Below are 19,221 nucleotides of genomic sequence, written 5' to 3' on the forward strand. Positions count from 1 at the left end.
AACGGGGTAAAATCTAAAGAAATCAGGTCATTACACAGAGTTTTACACTCAAGGAGATGGGAATATGGCTTATATCAGAAAAGCGGGATACTTCACTGCGGGCCTGATTTCAGGGGCTTTGCTGATGACCAATGCTGCATGGAGTGAGGGCAGATTTGATCTCAGTCCAGAACAGCCAAACCGTTTGCGGGTTGAAAAAATCGATAAGCGTATCGATGAGGTCAAGGACTTCAAATTCGTCAAAGACGGTGTTCTGACCATTGGCATCAGCACCAGCGGGCATCTGCCGCTGCACGACTATGCGTCAGATTCCAAGACTGTCATCGGCTACGATGTCGATCTGGCACAGATCATTGCCGATAGTCTCGGCCGCGATCTCGAACTGGTTTCGGTTGCCTGGGCCGATTGGCCTCTTGGGCTTGCTTCTGGCAAATTCGATGCCGTGATTTCCAATGTCACAGTGACGGAAGAGCGGAAAGAAAAGTTTGATTTCTCCACCTATCGTAAGGATGAGCTTGGCTTTTACGTCAAGGCTGACAGCGCGATCAAGGAGCTGAAACAGCCCAAGGATATTGAAGGCCTCAAGATCATCACCGATGCAGGCACCAATCAGGAAAAGGTGCTGCTGGAGTGGGATCGTCAGAATGTTGCAGCCGGTCTGAAACCGATTGAGGTGCAATATTACGACGATGACGCGGTCAAGGATCTCGCCATTCAAAGTGGCCGTGCCGATGCGGTGTTCAGCGTGAACGCGACGCAGGCCTATTCCGCTGGCATCAATGGCAAGACCAAGCTGGTTGGTACGGTGAGTGGCGGCTGGCCGATCACCGCCGAGATTGCGGTCACAACGCGCAAGGGCAGTGGGCTTGCAGCTCCACTGACCAATGTTCTCAACGATCTGATTGCAAGCGGTGCCTATACCAAAGTTCTTGAGACCTGGAACCTTGGACCGGAAGCCATCACCGAAGCCAAGACAAATCCACAGGGCCTGCCGAAAAGCGGTTCGTGAGGGGCTGGGCTGGCACATGAGGGGACGCATATGCCAGCCCGCTTTAGTTTACACAAATGGAGAACGGTTCATGAGAGCAGTCGCTCTGTTAGTTGCTGTATCGGCGTTGGTAGGCGCATCTTCCCTGTCGGCCTTTTCGGAGGATGATTTTGATTTATCACCCGAGCAAGCTGGTCGCATTCATGTGCAGAGAGATGCCAAGGCAATTGGCGCCATCCCCGCAGATTTCAAATTCGTCACGCCGGGCAAGTTGACTGTGGCCGTTGCGCCGGGTGGTCCGCCGCTGGCGGCCTATGCCACAGATGCCAAGACTGTTGTGGGTGCGGATGCAGACTATGCGTCGGCCATTGCCGAAAGCCTGGGGCTTGAACTTGAAAGCGTTCCTGTTGCATGGATCGATTGGCCGCTGGGTCTCGCATCAGCCAAATATGATGCCGTGATATCCAATGTTGGCGTAACGGAAGAGCGCAAGGAAAAGTTCGACTTTTCGACCTATCGGCAAGGCCTGCATGGCTTTTTCGTAAAGGCCGATAGTGGTGTTACCTCCATCAAGGAACCAAAGGATGCTGCAGGCCTCCGCATCATCGTGGGTGCGGGCACCAATCAGGAGCGCATTCTGGTCAAGTGGAGCGAAGAGAATGAGAAGGCGGGTCTGAAACCGCTGGAATTGCAATATTACGATGATGAAGCTGCCAGCCTTTTGGCTCTGCAATCGGGCCGGGCCGATGTTATCGTGCAGCCCCACGCGCAGCTCGTGTTCATCGCCTCTCGCGACAAGAATATCAAACGCGTCGGCACGCTGAGTGCGGGCTGGCCGGATCGCTCGGATGTGGCGATTACAACGCGTAAAGGCAGCGGACTTGCCGATGCATTGACCATTGCCACCAACAGCCTGATTGCGAGCGGATACTATGCCCGCATTCTCGATCGCTGGCATCTGGAGGAAGAAGCCCTCAAACAATCGGAGACCAATCCGCCCGGATTGCCGAAGTTCAAATAACATTTCTACGCGCATCTTATCCGAAAACAAGTTCACACTTGTCGGAATGCACTCACATATAAAAGGATAAAACGTGCCAAAATCGATTGATTATTTCTTTTCCATCGGCTCGCCCTGGTCATATCTCGGGCTTGATACGCTCGAGGAACTGGCAGAGCGGCATGTGGTCGAGATCAAGCCATATCTTGCGACCGTCATCGAGGAGAATGGCGGCATCTTTTCGCGCAATCGTCCGGAAGCCCGTCGCGCCTATGGCACGCAGGATCTCAAGCGTTGGGCCAAGTTTCGCGGCAAACCGCTTTTCATTGATGATCGCCCGGCTCTGAGTGATCCCACACCTGCTTCATTCAGTGTGATTGCGGCTTACCTTGAAGGTCAAAACTGGCTGCAGCTGACACGCGTGCTTCAACATGCGTTTTGGTCTGAGGCCAAGGATATTGGCAAGCCGGAAGTCCGCAGTGCGGTCGCCGATGAAGCCGGTTTCAACGGTCAATATCTGGTTGGGCGTGAGAATGATCACGACGTTCAGGCCAAATGGAAATCGGATCGCGAACGTGCCGTCGACAAGGGTGTGTTTGGTTTTCCGACCTATATTTACGATACTGAGACTTATTGGGGACAAGATAATCTCGGCTTTCTGGCGAGTCATCTGCGCGGAGAAGCCTATTAAAATCAGATGGCTGCATTAGAAACTTCAGATAATGCAGCCAGTCGTTATATCGGCTGTCAGCGAAGCGCGTATCCACCATCAGGATAAAGGTTAGAACCGGTCACAAACCTGTTTCCCATGAGGTAAAGTACGGTATCGGCAATCTCGGATTCAGTGCCTGGTCTGCCGACAAGCGAATTTTGACGATAGTGTTCATAGGCTATTTCGCGTATTTGCTGCGGACGATTTTGCCAAAGATGGCCGTCGATCGTACCGGGTGAAATCGTGTTCACCCGGATGGGTGCCAGATCGATCGCCAACCCGCGACCGAGCCCTTCGATTGCACTGTTGCAAGCTGCATAAACTGCGCCACCCTTGATTGGCCTTGCGCTGGCTGCACCGGCCATCAAGGTGATCGAACCAGCCTTGTCGAGGTGCGGAACAGCTTGTTTCACAGCCCAGTATTGGCCCCAGAACTTTGAACGAAACGGGCTTTCAATTGCCTCTATGTCGTCGCTGTCGAGGCCGACCACAGTGTAGGTGGCCGCCGGGACGAACAGATGATCGAAAGCGCCGATTGCTCTGAAAAATGTCGCGAGAGATTGAATGTCGGAGGTATCGACTTCCAGTGCGGTTGATCTCTCTCCCAGAGTTATAGCAGCCTGTTCAAGTCTTGCAGGATCGCGTGCGCCTATAACGACCTTGCCGCCGGCTTCTACCGCCTTCTTTGCAACGGCAAACCCGATCCCGGTACTTCCACCAATCACGACGATTGTCTTATCTCGCAGTGCTTCTGACATTGCTCACCCTTCACAGCGCTGAAATTGTGTGAAAGGCAATTTATCATGGAGAAAATTTCGCACTTCTGACATTATTTATATTCAATCACGACAAATATTATCGACAGATGATTTCAAACGAACGGTTAAACGGTATCAGAGCATTTGTTCAGGCTGAGCAATCGGGCAGCTTCGCGGCTGCATCAACCGTGTTGGGCCTGTCGCAATCTGCGGTCAGCAAATCTGTTGCTCGGCTTGAAGATCGTCTCGGTGTGCGGTTGTTTCATCGCACGACCCGCAGTCTAAGCCTGACCGACGAGGGGCGCGTTTATCTTGAAAGTTGCCGTCGGGCGCTTGAAGAGCTTGCGAATGCAGAAACTGCACTTTCTTCCCGCATAGCTGTTCCGGCAGGACGGGTGCGGATTAATCTGCCGGATTTGTTTGGCCGGAAATGCGTTGCACCTTTGTTGATGCAACTAGCCCAGGCCCATCCACAGCTGCATTTTGAAGTGTCATTTGAAAACCGCGTCGTGAACCTCATTGAAGAGGGGTACGACCTTGCGGTGCGGATCGGTGATCTGCCCGATAGTATGGATCTGATTTCTAAACGCGTGGGTCAGCAGGACGTCATCATTTGTGCATCGCCCTCTTATATATCGGCCTACGGTAAGCCTTTGAAACTGAGTGACGTTCAAGAGCATTTCTGCGTCATGCAGTTTCGTGGTGGGCGAAATGAACCATGGGTCGTTTTAAACGAGCATGGGGAAAAGGTTCGATGCGATATCCGCGCGAACCATAGCTTTGCTGCTTTTGATATGATCGTTGATGCGGGTATTGCTGGCTTGGGGTTTGTTCAGGTACCCCGTTGGCTGGTCGAAGACAAGCTCTTGTCCGGCGCGTTGGTTCAGGTTTTGCCGGATATCAGAACGCCTTCGTTGCCGATCCATGTCATATGGCCGGGCGGGCGTGTTCTTGCGTCACGCGTGAGAGCAACGATTGATATAATTGTTGAAGGCTTGCGGTAGCTCGCGCCGCGCTTGACAGGCGCGGCGCCGCTTAATTTTACTGGCTGGAGAGGCTGTTTCCAGCTGGGGCACCAAGCTCAAAAAGCTTGGAACCTTGCTCGCCATCGATCTCCCGATAACCAATGATCCGAAACCATTTAACGACGTCAGGACGATCGAGCCAACTTCTGGAATGTATCGGACGGTCGCCAGAAAGCGCCTGAATTTGCTTTATGTGCTTCCGGCAAAAGCGGACGGATCGCGCATTGAAGAAATCTTCCTTCGCTGCAAACAGCGTATCTGTTCCATCATCCGCCTCTTGCCAGGCAATGATCGCCACGACCTTGTCGTCTTCAATCAGTGCATGTGCGCGTCCTTCGCGCAAGTTCATGGTAAGGTTATCATAGGCCGATCTTACGTCTTTCCCAGCCGCGATATATTCTGCTGCCATTCGCTCTGAAAGGTCGTGAAAAACGCTTTCCAGATCACCAACACTTGCCGTGCGTGCTTTCATCTTTCTGACCTCCCTTGGTTATTTTCCTCCGCGCCAAAAGGGATAATCTGATTATCCCAAGGCCGATCGGATCGATATCTTCAACGTTAAAATGCTGAAGCCGGTTCCACTTTGGAAATATGCCATGTTGGGTTTTTCGATAAAACCCAATAATGCCAACGCAAGATATTGGGATGGAGTCTAACATTGCTCTGTGACGGGCGCTTAGCACTATGTTCCATGAATCACGGAAATATGAAGCGCAAATTCCTTGAGTGGCGCAGGCTGCGCAATCATATTCCTTAGCTCAATGAGTGCGTAGTCGTAAAATCACCGATCTGAAAAACGCTCATCGAGAAGCGCCCACCTCATTTCGCAATAGCCTCAGGAACAATCAATTGAACAAGTCTCTTCATCTTACGGCGTTTATGCGCCCTGTAAGTCTGCATACTGGCGCTTGGCGATATCCCGGTGCCTATGCCGACGCAAACTTCAATTTCAAGCATCTGAAGGCTTTCGCCCAGAAACTTGAAGCGGCGAAATTCGACGCATTCTTCATGGCGGATCATCTTGCGGTCCTCAACATGCCGGTCGAGGCACTGAAGCGCAGTCATACGGTTACGTCGTTTGAACCATTCACGCTGCTGTCAGCTCTGGCTGCTGTGACTGACAAGATCGGACTGGCGGCGACTGCTTCCACCACATTTGACGAGCCGTACCATATTGCCAGACGTTTTGCCTCGCTTGACCATATTAGCCAGGGGCGCGCAGCGTGGAACATCGTCACGACATCCAATCCCGATTCAGCGCTTAATTTCGGCAAGGACGAGCATGTCGAGCATGGCGAACGCTACAAGCGTGCGCGCGAGTTCTATGATGTTGTAACCGGACTTTGGGACAGCTTTGCGGATGATGCATTCATCCGGGATCAGGAAAGCGGCATCTTCTTTGATCCATCCAAGATGCATGTTCTGGATCATCATGGCGATGATTTTAATGTGCGTGGACCACTCAATATTGCGCGTCCAGTACAAGGATGGCCGGTAATTGTTCAGGCTGGTCAATCAGAACCGGGCCGCCAGCTGGCGGCTGAAACCGCAGAAGTGGTGTTTTGTGCGCCGCGAGACATTGTTGAATCAAAAAAGCTTTATGCTGATTTGAAGTCGCGCTTGGCAGCTGCCGGTCGCGCGCCATCGTCGTTGAAGATATTGCCTGCAGCCTTCATTGTCCTTGGCGATAGCCTTGAGGAAGCCAAGCAGAAGCGTGCGAAGCTCGATAGTCTTGTTCATTATGATAGCGGTATCGCATCGCTATCGATTGCTCTGGGCCACGATGTATCAGGCTTTGATCCAGACGACTATTTGCCTGAAATTCCCGAAACCAATGCAAGCAAGTCGGGCAGGGCGCAGGTGCTTAAATTGGCTGAAGAGGAAAAGCTGACTGTCCGTCAGCTCGCCCAGCGTTACGGCGGCTATTCGGGTCTTGCTTTCGTCGGAACTGTCGAAAGCGTTGCCGATGAAATGCAGAAATGGCTGGAAGAGGATGCCAGTGACGGCTTCACAGTTGTATTCCCCTTCCTTCCGCAAGGCCTTGATGATGTGGCGGAAAGACTGGTGCCTGAGCTACAGCGCCGTGGTATCTTCCGCACCGATTACGAGGGCAGCACACTGCGTGAACACCTCGGCCTCCCACGCCCTTCAAACCGCTTTTTTGATGGCAGCTAAGCTGTCTGAACTCTGAACCGATGTCGCGGGATGGATCGGTATTTTCAAACCGAGATTGTCCCGCAATGTCGGACCATCATAACCGCTGCGAGCAAGCCCGCGGCGACGAAGCTCCGGCAACACCAGCTCGGCAAAGTCTTCCAGACCTGCCGGGAAGATAGGCGGCATCACATTGAAGCCATCCGCGCCATAGGTTTCAAAACGCTCTTCGAGCGCATCAGCCACGTCCGTCGCCGTGCCAACGATTTGTAGATGACCACGCGCGCCCGCAACCCGGAGATAAAGTTCGCGAATGGTTAGATTTTCGCGCCGCGCCAATTCAAACAGAAGCTCTTGTCTGCTTTTGCTGCCTTGAGTTTCCGGCAACTCCGGCACGGGACCGTCGAGATCGAACTGCGAAAGGTCGGGGCCGGACCAGCCAGAAGACAGAATATTGAGCCCCACAGACGGGTGAATGAGGTTCTGGAGCTGATCGAACTTATCCCGAGCCTCCTGCCTCGTGCGACCAACAACCGGAAAAATGCCCGGCATGATTTTGATATCGTCGGCATCACGGCCATAGTGCGCTGCACGCAGTTTGACATCTTTGTAGAAAGCGGAAGCTTCCGCAATAGTCTGCTGTGCCGTGAAAACAACATCTGCACTTTTTGCTGCCAGTTCCTTTCCTGCTGCCGATGAACCAGCCTGCACGGTCACCGGATGCCCTTGCGGGGAACGCGGCACATTCAACGGTCCCTGAACGGAAAAGTGCTTGCCCTTGTGATCAAGTACATGCCGCTTGTTAGGGTCGAAAAACCGTGCCTGCTCCTTGTCATAAAGAAAGGCATTATCTTCCCAGCTGTTCCATAGTCCCGTGACGACATCGGCAAATTCTTCCGCCCGTTCATAACGGTCGGCATGTTCATAATGGTGGTCGAGATTGAAATTGCGCGCCTCAAAGTCGCTGGCCGAAGTCACAAGGTTATAGCCTGCGCGACCACCGCTTAAATGGTCAAGTGAGGCAAATTTTCGTGCGATGTGGAAAGGCTCATTGAAGCTTGATGAGGCCGTTGCAACAAGACCGATATGGCTGGTGACAGCCGAGAGCGCTGACAAAAGCGTGAGTGGCTCAAACTGTGCTACATAGCTGTGCGCTGTGCGGCTCAGAATTTCGAGATTGTCGCCGCGGGTTCCTGCACCATCGGCAAGAAACAGCAGATCGAATTTGGCTGCTTCTGCCAGCGAGGCAACGTTGCGGTAATAGTCGAAATTGATGCCAGCATTTGCAACAGCATCCGGGTGCCGCCATGCCGCAATATGGTGGCCGACCGGATAGACGAACAAGCCAAAACGCAGAAAACCCTCACGCTTTGCCATTTCAGGCGCTCCGGGCCTGAGATGGTGTTGCAACGGATAAGGCTGGCAGTTCCAGATTGGCGCGGAAGTCAGAACCGATATAATCCGTATCAATCAACGACCGGCGTCGAAGCTCCGGGATCAGACCATTTAAAAGTAAATCTTCCTGATCGGGATTACCAATGCCGTGCAGTGTGAGAACGTCAACAGCACCCTTATTGAAGCGTTCTTCAATCGCATCAACAAGTTGCTTCGGCGTACCTGCAATCGACCAATGGCCGGTTTCCTGTGCCTCAATAATCAACTGACGCAGGGTCAGACCTTCACGCGCATAGCGGCGGAAGACTTCGACACGGCCCCGGCGGCGGTTAATGCTGGTGATTTCCGGCAGCAGGTTTTCCGGTAGAGACTTGTCGAGCGGCAGATCGCTCAGATCAATATGGCCGCCGAGCATATCTGCAAGTTTGACACGTCCCTGATCATAATCGATTGCCTCATGCTTGTCTTTCAGACGGCGAGCAACATCGGCTTCCGATGAGCCAATCAGCGAATGAAGCGAGTTCATGATGAATGGCAGATTGTTGCCACGGCCAAACTGTGCCGCTCTGCGGCGCAGCTCGGTGGCAAAGGCCACAGCATCTTCGAGCTTCGGCTGCGATGTATAGACGACTTCAGCATAGCGGGCGCCAACGGTGACACCGGCGTCGGATTGGCCGGCCTGAAACTGAACCGGACGACCCTGCGGCAGAGGTGGCACATTCAGTGGCCCTTCTACGCTGAAATGCTTGCCACGATAGTTGATGGGGTGAAATTTTTCCGGGTGGACAGAGATATTACCCGACGCTTTGCGGGTGATCGCATCACGTTCATTTGCATCATAGAGCGCGTTCACGATCTCGATGAATTCCGCAGCCCGTTCATAGCGCTCTTCCGGACTTGGCAGATCGCCGCCGAAATTCTCTTCGCCGACCGAAGAGGTCACGGCATTCCAGCCCGTTCTGCCACCGCTCAAATGATCTAGCGTGCCGATCTGGCGTGCGAGATTGTAAGGATGCAGAAATGTCGTTGAGACGGTCGCAATAAGCCCGATATGCGATGTGGCATGTGCCAGCGCTGCGAGCGCGATAACCGGGTCTTGCGTGCCGGTCGTGCCCGCTAGACCCGCCGGATCAAGTTGCAGAAGGTCGGCAGTAAAAAGACCGGTGATTTTCTCGGCTTCAGCCTTCTTTGCCAACTCTATTGCGCGTTTGAACCCAAAGGTCTTGTCCTGGTCATTGTCCGCGGAAACAACGTTGCTGGCACCAAACAGGGTTTTCAAGCGGCGGGTGCGTGTTCTTGTCATAGTGATCTCCTCAAGAAGCGCATGCCGAAACGTGTGAAACGGTTTTCGGACAAGATGCGCGTTAAATAGTAATTCAGGCCGCGCTTATCGTTGGAACGGCATCCAGCAGGGCGCGTGTGTAATTGTGCTGTGGTTGGGAAAAGACGCGTTCAACAGCGCCGCTTTCAACGATGCGACCGTCCTTCATCACCAGAACGCGGTCTGTCAGATGATGGACGACGCCAAGGTCGTGCGAAATGAACAGAAGCGATGTGCCTGAAGCTGCTTGTAGCTCAGCCAGAAGGTCGAGGACCTGTGCCTGCACCGATACATCAAGCGCGCTTACAGGCTCATCGGCGACTAGCAATTTCGGGCGCGGTGCAAAGGCACGCGCGATGGCGACGCGCTGGCGCTGACCGCCCGACAATTCACGGGGATAGCGCTTGAGAAACTGCGCCCCCAGACGCACCGCATCCAGCACTTCCACCACGCGCTTGCGGCGTTCATCACCATAGATATGAACGGAATCAAGGCTTTCACCGACGATCTTTTCAACCGTGTAACGCGGATCGAACGAACTGAGCGCATCCTGCGCAATCAGTTGCATATGCGCACGCTGTGCGCGGCGTTGCTCCTCGCGCAGATTGCTCCAGAGTCTGCCATCAATATGTACCGTACCCTGGTCGGGTTCAGTTAACCCCAGAACGATCTTCGCGACGGTGGTTTTGCCAGAGCCGGATTCCCCAACAATGCCGAGCGCTTCGCCAGCTTTCAACGAGAATGAGACATCATTGACGGCCAAAGGCGTGTTTGCTTTGCCATAATGTTTGAACAACCCTTTGGCTTCCAGAACATTAGTGCTCTCATCGATGCGCTTTGCTGGTAGGGCCACCCTGACTTGCGGTTGGTGCGGCTGTGCTGGCGATAGCCGGTAGCCGCGCGAACCTGCCGATGGCACGGCTTCGAGCAAATGTCGCGTATAGGCTTCCTTCGGCGCATTGAGGATCTGGTTAGTCGGGCCTTCCTCAACGATGCGGCCATTGTGCATGACCAGAACGCGATCGGCCAGCCTTGAGACAACAGCAAGGTCATGGCTAATCAGCAGAAGTGTGTGTCCCGCTTGGCGTCGCTCCGCAAAAAGATCGAGGATCTGCTTCTGAACCGTCGCGTCAAGCGCTGTGGTCGGTTCGTCGGCAATGAGCAGTGACGGCGAGCGTGCAACCGCTGTTGCGATCAGTGCGCGTTGCCGCAAACCGCCGGAAAGCTGATGTGGATATTGCAGCAATCTGCGATCAGGGTCGGGAATGCCGACCGAGCGCAGCAATGCCTTGCTGCGATCCGTGACATCCGGCCTTCGGAAGAAGCCCTTGACGCCGAAGGCATCGGAAAGCTGTTGCGAGATACGACGTAGCGGATCGAGCGATACCAGCGCGTCCTGCAGGACAAAACCGATTTTGTTGCCGCGCAAACCCCGCCATTCCTTATCGCGGTAATCAAGGACACTCAGACCATCGATCTCGAAAAGGTCAGCCTTGACGATAGCGCTCGGGCCTGAAAGTCCGATCAGTGCTCGTGCGGTCACTGACTTGCCGGAACCGGATTCCCCGACCAGCGCCACTGTCTCGCCGGGATGAATGGTCAGATCAATGCCTTCGACAACTTTCACCAACTGATCATCGCGCTGAAAGCTGATGGACAGATTGCGGATTTCAACAAGCGGCGTTGTCATGACTGCCTCCGGCCTTCAAAGGCAAGCTGCCAGCGGCGTCCGAGAATGCTGATCGATATAACGGTGAGCGTGATCGCAAGGCCGGGCCAGACACCAATCCACCAAGCAACACGCAGATAATTGCGCGCTTCTGACAGCATCGCGCCCCATTCGGGTGCTGGTGGTTGCGGTCCCATGCCAAGAAAGCTCAAGCCCGCAGCACTGATGATAGCTGTGCCAAGCCCGATGGTTGCCAAAATCGGAACCTGTGCAATGGCGTGGGGCAATATGTGTCGCAGCACGAGGATGTGACGCTTCAGCCCAAATGTTTTCGCCTGTTCGACATAACCGCTTTGCGCAATAACGAAGGTCTGCGCGCGCACGACGCGGGCGAAACGCGGAATGATGGCAACCCCAAGCGCAAAGATCAGATTGACGGTGCCCGGTCCTGTGAACGAGATGAAAACAAGAGCCAGCAGAAGATCGGGAAACGAAGACACCACATCGAGAAAGCGGGAAATTGCTTCATCAATCAGGCCGCGCGATAGTCCAGCCAACAGCCCCAAAATCGAGCCAGCGATAGCACCGATAGCCACAGCGCTAAAGCCGATCAGAACGGAATAGCGCGCACCGTGAACCACGCGTGAAAACACGTCGCGGCCCAAATGATCGGTGCCAAACCAATGTTCTGCAGAAGGCGGCAATTGTGCCTGTAGCGGATCTGCCAGCAATGGATCAGCTGTTGTGAGTAAACCCGGCCAGAGCGTTGCAACGGCAACTAGTGTTAGAAAGAGTGATGGCAATGCAAGTGCGGGGCGTGAAGCAACCAATCGGGTCAGATCACGTAAGCTTGTGCCAGCCGGTTTTGCCGTCGAGTGTGTTTCAAGTGCGGGGGTGACACTCATGATCTATCTCCGGCCTTCGGTTCTCAGGCGCGGATCAATCAGCAGATAGAGCACATCAACGATGGTGCTCATCACCACATATATAAACGCCGAGAAAATAGCGACAGCCAGCACCACCGGCAGGTCGTGATAAAGCACTGCATCAACCGTGATGCGGCCAAGACCGGGACGCCCGAAGACGGCTTCGGTAATAACAGCGCCTGAAAGGAGTCCACCAATCAGCCAGCCGGTCAGTGTCACTGCGGGCAGCGATGCGTGGCGCAAACCATGTCTCAAACGCAGCACAAGATTGCTGGTCCCCCAACTGCGCACTGTGAGCGCAAAGGGTTCTTCCAGCGCGCGTTCCAGACCTTCGCGCAAAACCTGTCCAATGACCGCGCCTAAAGACAAACCAAGCGATAGAGCTGGAAGAACGAGTGCTGCGAAATTCCTGTCCCCCGACACCGGAAACAGCTTGAGAGTGAAGGAGAAGACGAAGAGCAAAACGATGCCAAGCCAGAAGGATGGCGTTGAAATCAGCACAAGTTCTGTGCCGGCCGCGATTGAGCGCGGCAGCTTTTTACCGGCTGTCAAAACAGCGCTGCCCACAGCAAAGACGATTGCCACAAAGAGCGCGGAACCCGCGAGCTTTAGCGTCGGCCACATCTGCGAAAACAACAGCTGTGAAACGTCTGTCTGCAGATAATAGGAACGGCCAAAATCGCCATGCAGAATACGTCCGAGATAGGACAGGTATTGCATGAAGATTGGATCATCCAGCCCCCATTCAGCGCGAATGGCAGCTTCGACTTCAGGCGTGCGTAACTGCTCGCCAATCAGTATGCTGACGATGTCGCCGGGTGCCAAATGGACGCTGATGAAGCTCAGGGTGATTGCCGCCCAAAGAACCAGCAGGCCTGAGCTTATGCGCAGGGTGATTTGTCCCGTAAGGCTGTTCCGCGGAACTCCGAAACGCCGGGGCAACCAGCTTGCGGGTGCGCGACCGATGGTCGTGGTATTTTCAGCATCCATGATCTGTAGCTCCTCTGTGCCGAAGTCCGCAGGACGGCGTGTTTATTCGCTGCGCCAGATGTCGTAAGCGCTTTCAGGAAGTTGCTTGAATGGGCGGAAGCTGATGCCTTTGACATAGCTTGCAGCTGCAACCTGATCTTCAGGCTCGTAAAGCGGCAAGGCATAGGCCTGATCCAAAATGGCGAAGTTTTGCAGCTTGCTGTAAAGCTCAAACCGTTTGGTCTGATCGAGCGTTGAGGCGGCTTCATTCAGCCATTGCGCTAATTCAGGTGCTGAAGCGCGGCTGTAATTGATGTAACCGCCCTTATCGAGTGGCAGGTAATGCAGCTCGATATCGATAGCGTCGGTTGGCGTGTTGGAATTGGCAATCGAGCCAAATTCGCCAGTCTTTCGGCGATCTGTGTAGGTTCCGGCATCCACATAAACGATCTTGAGATCAATGCCCGCACTCTGGCGCGCCTGCGCCTGCAAAGCCTGCAAGAGAACGTCGCGCTGGTCGCGCACTGTTGCCTGTGCCTGAATAACTTCGATGGTCAGCGGCTTGCCATCCTTGGTGCGGAAGCCTTCCGCATTGCGTTCCGTCCAGCCCGCTTCATCAAGAAGCTTGTTGGCAAGCTCTGGATTTGCACCGTATTTTCCTTCGATACTTTTATCGTAGAACTGCGGATCAATAGGCGAGGTGATGCCCCATGCGCGGGTGCGTTCCCCGCGATAGACAGACTTGAGAACGGCATCGACATCAATGGCTGCAACCAGCGCTTTGCGAACATTAAGCTCCTGCGTCGGCCCCCATTCGACATTGAGGAAAAGCGAATAAGGTGTGCCGGTATTCAAAGCCGTCTGATAGGTGAAATCAGGATTGTCCTTGAACAAGGCCGCATCATTGCCGGAAACACCTTCAATGACATCAACCTGACCAGACGTGAGAGCGCCGGTTCTGACCGAGGACTCGCCCAGGAAACGGTAGGTCACTTCATCCAGATAGGCTGGACCCTGATGAGCAGCATTTGCCGGTGCCCAGTTGTAATCCGGGTTTTTTGCGAAGTTGAGTTCCTGTCCTTTGGCATAGCGCTTCAAAATGAAAGGACCGGTTCCTGCAATCTGAGGTCCGCCGGATTTGATTTCTTCAGATTTGAATGCAGCAGGCGAGAGAATTTCCAGGCTGGCAATATAATCGAGAAATGGCGCGTAAATGCCTTTGAGCGTGAAACTGACGGTGTTTTCGTCAAGCGCTTTCGCTTCTGCAATGCGCGACACTGGCCCGGTGCTTGTGCTGCCGGAATAGGCCGGGTCTTTGAGCGCTGTAATGTTGGCAACGACCGCTTCCGCATTGAATTTCTCGCCGTCCGTAAACTTCACATCATCGCGTAGCGTGAATGTGTAGGTTTTACCGTCGTCCGAAATCTTATGATCTTTCGCAAGCCAAGATACATAACCGCCGTCAGCGGTGCGTGCGAGCAGCGATTCATAAGCATTGCGCAGCAGAAGTTTGGTTTTGTCCTGACCATTGAGTTGCGGATTGAGCGTTGCAGGCTGGGTTTCAACGCCCCAGACCAGCTTGCCACCTTCAACGGGTTTGGCGTCTTCCGCGAAGGCCATTTTTGGCAGTGCGACCGCTGCGAAAACTGCGGTTCCGAGTGTCAGGAAATATCGGCGATTAAGCATGTATCGGTCTCTCGTAAGAAGGATGAAATTAATCTTGAAGCCAAATGTCGTAGGCGCTTTCCGGAAGTCGCTTGAAAGGGCGGAAACCAATGCCTTGAACGCGGGTTGATGCGACGATTTGATCGGCTGGCACGTAGAGCGGCAGGCCATAGGCCTGTTCGAGCAGCGCAAAACGTTGCAATTCTGCGTAAGTCTCAAAGCGCTTTTTGGGATCGAGCGTGGAAGCGCCTTGGTCCAGCCATTGGGAGACTTTGGGGTCTTCTGTTCGGCTATAGTTGATCGAACCGCCCTTATCGCGTGGCAGATAATGGAAATAGATGGTGACGCCATTTTCTTGCGTCGTAGTCGAGTTTGGAATGATGCCGTATTCACCGTCTTTCTGACGGCTGGAATAGGTGCCCGCATCGACATATTGCAGTGCAATATCGATGCCCGCATTCTGTCGGGCCTGGGCCTGTACCGCCTGTAACAGAATATCTCGCTGGTCGCGCACGGTGGATTGTGACTGCACAACCTCGATTGTCAGACGTTTACCGTCTTTGGTGCGGAAGCCGTCGGCATCGCGTTCCGTCCAACCCGCGTCATCGAGAAGCTTATTGGCAAGTTCTGGATTAAACCCGTAAGTGCCTTCAATCGACTTGTCATAAAAGTCAGTGTCAGCGGGCGTAAGAATGCCCCAAGCACGTTCGCGTTCACCGCGATAAACCGACTGAATAATGCGTTCGACATCGACGGCAGCCAACACTGCTTTACGGACATTGACGTCGGAAGTGGGTTCGCGGGTGATATTGAGATAGAGCGTATAAGGCGTTCCTGTGTTGATTGAAGTCTGGTAGCTAAATTCCGGGTTATCTTTGAAAAGTTGCGCATCGTTGCCGGAGATGCCTTCTGCGGCATCAATCTGCCCGGAAGTAAGTGCGCCGATACGCACTGAGGATTCAGGCAGGAAACGATAGGTCACATCATCGAGATAAGCCGGCCCTTGATGCGCGGCATTTTGGGGCGCCCAATTATAATCCGGGTTTTTAACGAAACGGATTTCCTGACCCTTGATATAACGGTCGATAACAAAGGGGCCGGTTCCTGCGACTTCTGTTCCACCAGCCTTCAGCTGTGTAGACTCGAATGCTTTGGGCGAGATCAGTTCAATGCCAGCCGCACCATCCAGAAATGGTGCGTAAACGCGGTCGAGTTTTATAACGACAGTCAGTGGATCAACGGCCGTGACTTCGCTGACACGCGCGACATGGCCCGCACTGATGCTTCCAGAATAAGTGGGTTCTTTGAGTTTGCTAAAGTTGAGAGCAACAGCCGCCGCATCGAATTTTTCACCATCCGAAAACTTCACGCCGTCGCGTAGTTTAAACGTGTAGGTTTTGCCGTCTTCAGAAACTTCATAGCTCTTGGCGAGCCACGGCACATAACCACCCTCCGGTGTGCGGGCCAAAAGGGATTCATAGGTGTTGCGCAAAATGAGCTTGGCTTTGGCCTGACCGTTCAAATGGGGGTTAAGTGTGCTTGGTTCTGTCTCCACGCCCCATGTGAGAGAACCACCGCTGACGGGTTCAGCATTCGCTTTGGCTGAAGTGATTTCGGCTCCAGCAGCAATGATCAGAGTAAGGGCGCTGGCGCCAGCCAGGAAAGCTCGTCTTGTTACCACGTTAAATATCCAGTGTCGGGAAATTGGGAGAGTTTATGCCGCGATTGCCGGGCGATTATTGGCGAGCAGCTCAATGGTTTTTAGGCGATGGCTGCCTTCTGAAACAGGACAGTCGACAACGAACTCGGCGATGCCCAACTCCCGATGCAGGCGTTGAAGTTCACTGTGAACATGCAAGGCTGTGCCACGGTTCACGCGAGGCGTGCGCTCTTCAATGCTGTATTGTGTGGCACCCGCCTGTCGCACATATTCAAGCGCCTGTTCGTGACTGCCGACATTGACTGGCTGCAGGCCTTCGACCGCAACACGGAAGCGGCGAATATCACCAGCCAGTTTTTCCGCCTCGGTTTCGCTCTCAGCAACAATAACGCTGACCGCTAAAATGGCAGGGCGGTTCGCAATTGTCCGATAGGCTTCAACTGCTTCTTTGATGGCTGCCGGGTCGCCTTGAATATGTCCGGCATACACGAAGTTCCAATCGAGCCGCGCCGCAAGTTCAGCGCTTTCGACGCTCGCACCCAGCAGGAAACGTTCAGGTTTTTGCGGCGGAACCGGATAGGCGGCAATGCCGTTTTCATCATCTGATTTCTCTGAACCATGATCGAGAAAGCCATCAAGCTCTGCAAGTTGCTGTTTAAAGGATGGTTTTCGGTCCGGGTCATAAGCCCCTTGCAGTGCGCGGGTTGACAGCGGCAAGCCACCCGGCGCTTTTCCGACGCCCAAATCGACCCGTCCCGGGGCAAGTGATGCAAGCAGATTGAAGTTCTCAGCGACTTTATACGCGCTGAAATGCTGCAGCATCACACCGCCCGAACCAATCCGGATATGATGGGTATGAGCCAACAAAAAGCCGATCAGTACCTCCGGTGACGAACTGGCAAGCCCCGGTGAGTTGTGGTGCTCTGCCACCCAGAAACGATGAAAGCCTGCTGCTTCTGCTTTCTGCGCAAGCTTTATCGTGCGGGTCAGCGCCGCCTGGGCTGCTTCGCCGTCATGAATGGGACTTTTATCGAGAAAACTGAGCGCGTAGGGCATTTGATCCTCACCAACAACTTCAATGAGGAGACAATCTATGTTTTTTGTAGAATATTAATCGAGCAACGATCTTCCAATATTTGCACGCTCATTAAACGTTCATGCCGTGCAAACGTGCGAGCAAAGAGGCACCGTTAAGGAGAGATACTGTTCGATGGCAGCTTTATGCTTCCACTCAACACAAGTCGGACAGGATTTGTTTCAGCGGAGGCTTTCTATGGTTGATATTATTGTCCAGTCTTCTCTTTTGGACCCGGCGGCACAGCCGCTTATTGACGGTCTGGTTCATGAATATGACAGCCGTTATGCGAATCTGGACCGACCAGGCGGCGCACGCACAGAAATTCTGCGCTATCCCACAGAGGCATTTGCGGCGCCGCTCGGCGGTTTCCTGCTGCTTCAGCGCGATGGGGAAACCATTGCCGGGGGTGCCTATATGAGCCACGACGATGAAACCGTCGAACTCAAGCGTATCTGGACGGCATCGCATTTGCGTAGGCAGGGACTGGCGCGCCGTATCGTTTTGGCGCTTGAAGAAAGTGCCGGTGAACTAGGTTACACGCGGGCCTATCTCTCGACGGGCTTTCGCCAACCCGAGGCCACAGCGCTTTACATTTCGCTCGGCTATCGCCCGCTCTTCGACACTTCTTTAGATGTTCAGCAATATCGGTCGCTGCCTTTTGAAAAGCACATTGGCTCCAAGCTAGGCCAGCAGATCTCTTCGCCGCTCTATCCCTCATCGGCCTCATTTGAAGAGGCAACGCAGCGCGTGCAGGAACGAAAGGCGGTGCAGGAAGCGAAGATTCTTGCGCGACTTCAAAGCTATCGCGAAACCGCTGCGTGAGAAGGGAAACAAGCCATGCCCCTTTCACATATCGAACATTTCGCCTTTCTCATTCCCGGCAGTCATCACGAGAATGATCCCGCACGAGGTTTAGAGGACACGCTTCAGCTTTTCCAACATGGAGAGCAACTGGGATATGACAGCGCATGGGTGCGCCAGCGCCATCTGGAGCGCGGCATTTCATCTGCCGCTACCTTCCTCGCAGCCGCTTCGCAGCGAACAAAGCGCATCGGTCTTGGCACTGCGGTCATCCAGCTTGGCTATGAAAACCCGTTCCGGCTGGCTGAAGATCTTGCAACTGTGGACCTGCTGTCGAACGGCAGGCTGAATGTTGGCGTTTCAGTTGGTGCGCCGCCTTTTGCGCATCTTATCGCAGATTTCATCGATGCCGCTCCCATCGCTGATTACAGTCATGCGCGTGCAGAAAAACTGGCACAGGTCCTGCGGTCAGAGCCACTTTCGGGCGAGACCGAAGCAGGCAATGCCGCTGGCGCGCAAATCCCGCGTTTAAGACCCTTTGCCAAAGGGCTGACCGACCGCCTGTGGTATGGCGGTGGATCACAGAATTCAGCACGTTGGGCGGGGCAGGCTGGGTTTAATCTTCTGACGGGAAACATTATCAGCGGTGAGAACACGGACGATTTTCTGACAGCCCAAAAAGCACTCATAGAACGGTTCCGTCAGGAATGGGTGCATGAGCGTGCGCCGCGTGTCGCACTTGGCCGGGTGATCCTGCCCACGGACAGCGCAAGCCCCGATGCGCGCCGTCGCTATACGGAATTCGCCGCCGAACGCGACAAGCGAACGGGTTTCGCCCATGGCCCGCGCCGCACTTTGTTTCTGCCCGATATTGTGGGCACGACAGAGCAAATTCTGGAAACTTTAGCAGCCGATCCTGTTCTCCCGCTTGTCTCCGAATTTCGGCTGGAGCTGCCTTACGAATTTCACGCCGAGGATTATGCGCAAATTCTCACAGACTTTGCGCGGCTTCTTCCTGCCTCGGGCGCAAGCAAGCCAGAGCTGAGCGTCGTTCGCGCTGGCTAGTTATCCAATCCATTCAATGACGATCGGAATAAAAT

Annotated in this window: 17 protein-coding genes; 7 read left to right on the forward strand and 10 right to left on the reverse strand. The window is 54.0% G+C overall.

Annotated features, from left to right (window positions below):
- Nucleotides 1-64: 64 nt before the first annotated feature.
- The 3 genes from KMS41_14380 to KMS41_14390 all read left to right on the forward strand — a co-directional run bounded on the left by KMS41_14380 (nt 65) and on the right by KMS41_14390 (nt 2,679).
- The gene (locus KMS41_14380; protein ID QWK80091.1) at nt 65-1,009 is read left to right on the forward strand and encodes an ABC transporter substrate-binding protein; all 945 of its coding nucleotides are present in this window, start codon (nt 65-67) and stop codon (nt 1,007-1,009) included.
- A 70-nt stretch (nt 1,010-1,079) separates the two neighbouring features.
- The gene (locus tag KMS41_14385; GenBank protein ID QWK80092.1) at nt 1,080-2,009 is read left to right on the forward strand and encodes an ABC transporter substrate-binding protein; all 930 of its coding nucleotides are present in this window, start codon (nt 1,080-1,082) and stop codon (nt 2,007-2,009) included.
- A gap of 73 nt (nt 2,010-2,082) precedes the next feature.
- Nucleotides 2,083-2,679 (forward strand): 2-hydroxychromene-2-carboxylate isomerase, encoded by a 597-nt coding sequence (locus tag KMS41_14390; protein QWK80093.1) that lies wholly within the window; start codon nt 2,083-2,085, stop codon nt 2,677-2,679.
- 56 nt (nt 2,680-2,735) lie between these two features.
- On the opposite strand, the gene KMS41_14395 is transcribed toward KMS41_14390, so the two are convergent.
- On the reverse strand, nt 2,736-3,458 hold the full coding sequence (locus KMS41_14395) for an SDR family oxidoreductase (GenBank protein ID QWK80094.1): 723 nt from the start codon (nt 3,456-3,458) through the stop codon (nt 2,736-2,738).
- A 107-nt stretch (nt 3,459-3,565) separates the two neighbouring features.
- Here KMS41_14395 and KMS41_14400 point away from each other — a divergent pair, with 107 nt between their 5' ends.
- Nucleotides 3,566-4,462, forward strand: a complete 897-nt coding sequence (locus KMS41_14400) for a LysR family transcriptional regulator (GenBank protein ID QWK80095.1) — start codon at nt 3,566-3,568, stop codon at nt 4,460-4,462.
- A 37-nt stretch (nt 4,463-4,499) separates the two neighbouring features.
- Here the strand turns inward: KMS41_14400 and KMS41_14405 are convergent, their stop codons facing one another.
- Nucleotides 4,500-4,955, reverse strand: a complete 456-nt coding sequence (locus KMS41_14405; protein QWK80096.1) for a hypothetical protein — start codon at nt 4,953-4,955, stop codon at nt 4,500-4,502.
- Nucleotides 4,956-5,362: 407 nt separating this feature from the next.
- On the opposite strand from KMS41_14405, the gene KMS41_14410 reads away from it, so the two are divergent.
- Nucleotides 5,363-6,658 carry an LLM class flavin-dependent oxidoreductase gene (locus KMS41_14410; protein ID QWK80258.1) on the forward strand — a complete coding sequence of 432 codons (1,296 nt, stop codon included), beginning with the start codon at nt 5,363-5,365 and terminating at the stop codon, nt 6,656-6,658.
- Here KMS41_14410 and KMS41_14415 read toward each other — a convergent pair.
- From KMS41_14415 to KMS41_14450, 8 genes are all read right to left on the reverse strand, one after another.
- Nucleotides 6,632-8,014 carry an LLM class flavin-dependent oxidoreductase gene (locus KMS41_14415; GenBank protein ID QWK80097.1) on the reverse strand — a complete coding sequence of 461 codons (1,383 nt, stop codon included), beginning with the start codon at nt 8,012-8,014 and terminating at the stop codon, nt 6,632-6,634. The genes KMS41_14410 and KMS41_14415 overlap by 27 nt on opposite strands.
- Before the next feature lies 1 nt (nt 8,015).
- The gene (locus KMS41_14420) at nt 8,016-9,335 is read right to left on the reverse strand and encodes an NtaA/DmoA family FMN-dependent monooxygenase (protein QWK80098.1); all 1,320 of its coding nucleotides are present in this window, start codon (nt 9,333-9,335) and stop codon (nt 8,016-8,018) included.
- A gap of 73 nt (nt 9,336-9,408) precedes the next feature.
- Nucleotides 9,409-11,043, reverse strand: a complete 1,635-nt coding sequence (locus KMS41_14425; GenBank protein QWK80099.1) for an ABC transporter ATP-binding protein — start codon at nt 11,041-11,043, stop codon at nt 9,409-9,411.
- On the reverse strand, nt 11,040-11,927 hold the full coding sequence (locus KMS41_14430; protein QWK80100.1) for an ABC transporter permease: 888 nt from the start codon (nt 11,925-11,927) through the stop codon (nt 11,040-11,042). The genes KMS41_14425 and KMS41_14430 overlap by 4 nt, the downstream gene beginning before the upstream one ends.
- Before the next feature lie 3 nt (nt 11,928-11,930).
- Complete coding sequence (locus KMS41_14435; GenBank protein ID QWK80101.1) at nt 11,931-12,938, reverse strand: ABC transporter permease; 1,008 nt, start codon at nt 12,936-12,938, stop codon at nt 11,931-11,933.
- Nucleotides 12,939-12,980: 42 nt separating this feature from the next.
- Entirely contained in the window at nt 12,981-14,603 is a 1,623-nt protein-coding gene (locus tag KMS41_14440) for an ABC transporter substrate-binding protein (GenBank protein ID QWK80102.1), read from the reverse strand.
- Nucleotides 14,604-14,631: 28 nt separating this feature from the next.
- Nucleotides 14,632-16,263 carry an ABC transporter substrate-binding protein gene (locus KMS41_14445; protein ID QWK80103.1) on the reverse strand — a complete coding sequence of 544 codons (1,632 nt, stop codon included), beginning with the start codon at nt 16,261-16,263 and terminating at the stop codon, nt 14,632-14,634.
- A 33-nt stretch (nt 16,264-16,296) separates the two neighbouring features.
- Nucleotides 16,297-17,298: an LLM class flavin-dependent oxidoreductase gene (locus KMS41_14450; GenBank protein ID QWK80104.1), complete on the reverse strand. Its 1,002-nt coding sequence runs from the start codon at nt 17,296-17,298 to the stop codon at nt 16,297-16,299.
- A 217-nt stretch (nt 17,299-17,515) separates the two neighbouring features.
- Here KMS41_14450 and KMS41_14455 point away from each other — a divergent pair, with 217 nt between their 5' ends.
- Together KMS41_14455 and KMS41_14460 are read left to right on the forward strand one after the other, a co-directional pair.
- The gene (locus KMS41_14455; protein ID QWK80105.1) at nt 17,516-18,142 is read left to right on the forward strand and encodes a GNAT family N-acetyltransferase; all 627 of its coding nucleotides are present in this window, start codon (nt 17,516-17,518) and stop codon (nt 18,140-18,142) included.
- 15 nt (nt 18,143-18,157) lie between these two features.
- Nucleotides 18,158-19,186, forward strand: a complete 1,029-nt coding sequence (locus tag KMS41_14460; GenBank protein QWK80106.1) for an LLM class flavin-dependent oxidoreductase — start codon at nt 18,158-18,160, stop codon at nt 19,184-19,186.
- Nucleotides 19,187-19,221 lie beyond the last annotated feature (35 nt).

This window comes from Ochrobactrum sp. BTU1 (assembly GCA_018798825.1).
In the GTDB taxonomy this organism is placed as follows: Bacteria; Pseudomonadota; Alphaproteobacteria; order Rhizobiales; family Rhizobiaceae; genus Brucella.

Excerpts from the sequence above, each read along its gene's own strand:
- KMS41_14450 (QWK80104.1), bottom strand. The coding sequence starts at position 17,298 with ATGCCCTACGCGCTCAGTTTTCTCGATAAAAGTCCCATTCATGACGGC.
- KMS41_14405 (QWK80096.1), bottom strand. The coding sequence starts at position 4,955 with ATGAAAGCACGCACGGCAAGTGTTGGTGATCTGGAAAGCGTTTTTCAC.
- KMS41_14460 (QWK80106.1), top strand. The coding sequence starts at position 18,158 with ATGCCCCTTTCACATATCGAACATTTCGCCTTTCTCATTCCCGGCAGT.
- KMS41_14455 (QWK80105.1), top strand. The coding sequence starts at position 17,516 with ATGGTTGATATTATTGTCCAGTCTTCTCTTTTGGACCCGGCGGCACAG.
- KMS41_14385 (QWK80092.1), top strand. The coding sequence starts at position 1,080 with ATGAGAGCAGTCGCTCTGTTAGTTGCTGTATCGGCGTTGGTAGGCGCA.
- KMS41_14415 (QWK80097.1), bottom strand. The coding sequence starts at position 8,014 with ATGGCAAAGCGTGAGGGTTTTCTGCGTTTTGGCTTGTTCGTCTATCCG.
- KMS41_14430 (QWK80100.1), bottom strand. The coding sequence starts at position 11,927 with ATGAGTGTCACCCCCGCACTTGAAACACACTCGACGGCAAAACCGGCT.
- KMS41_14400 (QWK80095.1), top strand. The coding sequence starts at position 3,566 with ATGATTTCAAACGAACGGTTAAACGGTATCAGAGCATTTGTTCAGGCT.
- KMS41_14380 (QWK80091.1), top strand. The coding sequence starts at position 65 with ATGGCTTATATCAGAAAAGCGGGATACTTCACTGCGGGCCTGATTTCA.
- KMS41_14440 (QWK80102.1), bottom strand. The coding sequence starts at position 14,603 with ATGCTTAATCGCCGATATTTCCTGACACTCGGAACCGCAGTTTTCGCA.
- KMS41_14395 (QWK80094.1), bottom strand. The coding sequence starts at position 3,458 with ATGTCAGAAGCACTGCGAGATAAGACAATCGTCGTGATTGGTGGAAGT.
- KMS41_14435 (QWK80101.1), bottom strand. The coding sequence starts at position 12,938 with ATGGATGCTGAAAATACCACGACCATCGGTCGCGCACCCGCAAGCTGG.
- KMS41_14410 (QWK80258.1), top strand. The coding sequence starts at position 5,363 with ATGCGCCCTGTAAGTCTGCATACTGGCGCTTGGCGATATCCCGGTGCC.
- KMS41_14425 (QWK80099.1), bottom strand. The coding sequence starts at position 11,043 with ATGACAACGCCGCTTGTTGAAATCCGCAATCTGTCCATCAGCTTTCAG.
- KMS41_14420 (QWK80098.1), bottom strand. The coding sequence starts at position 9,335 with ATGACAAGAACACGCACCCGCCGCTTGAAAACCCTGTTTGGTGCCAGC.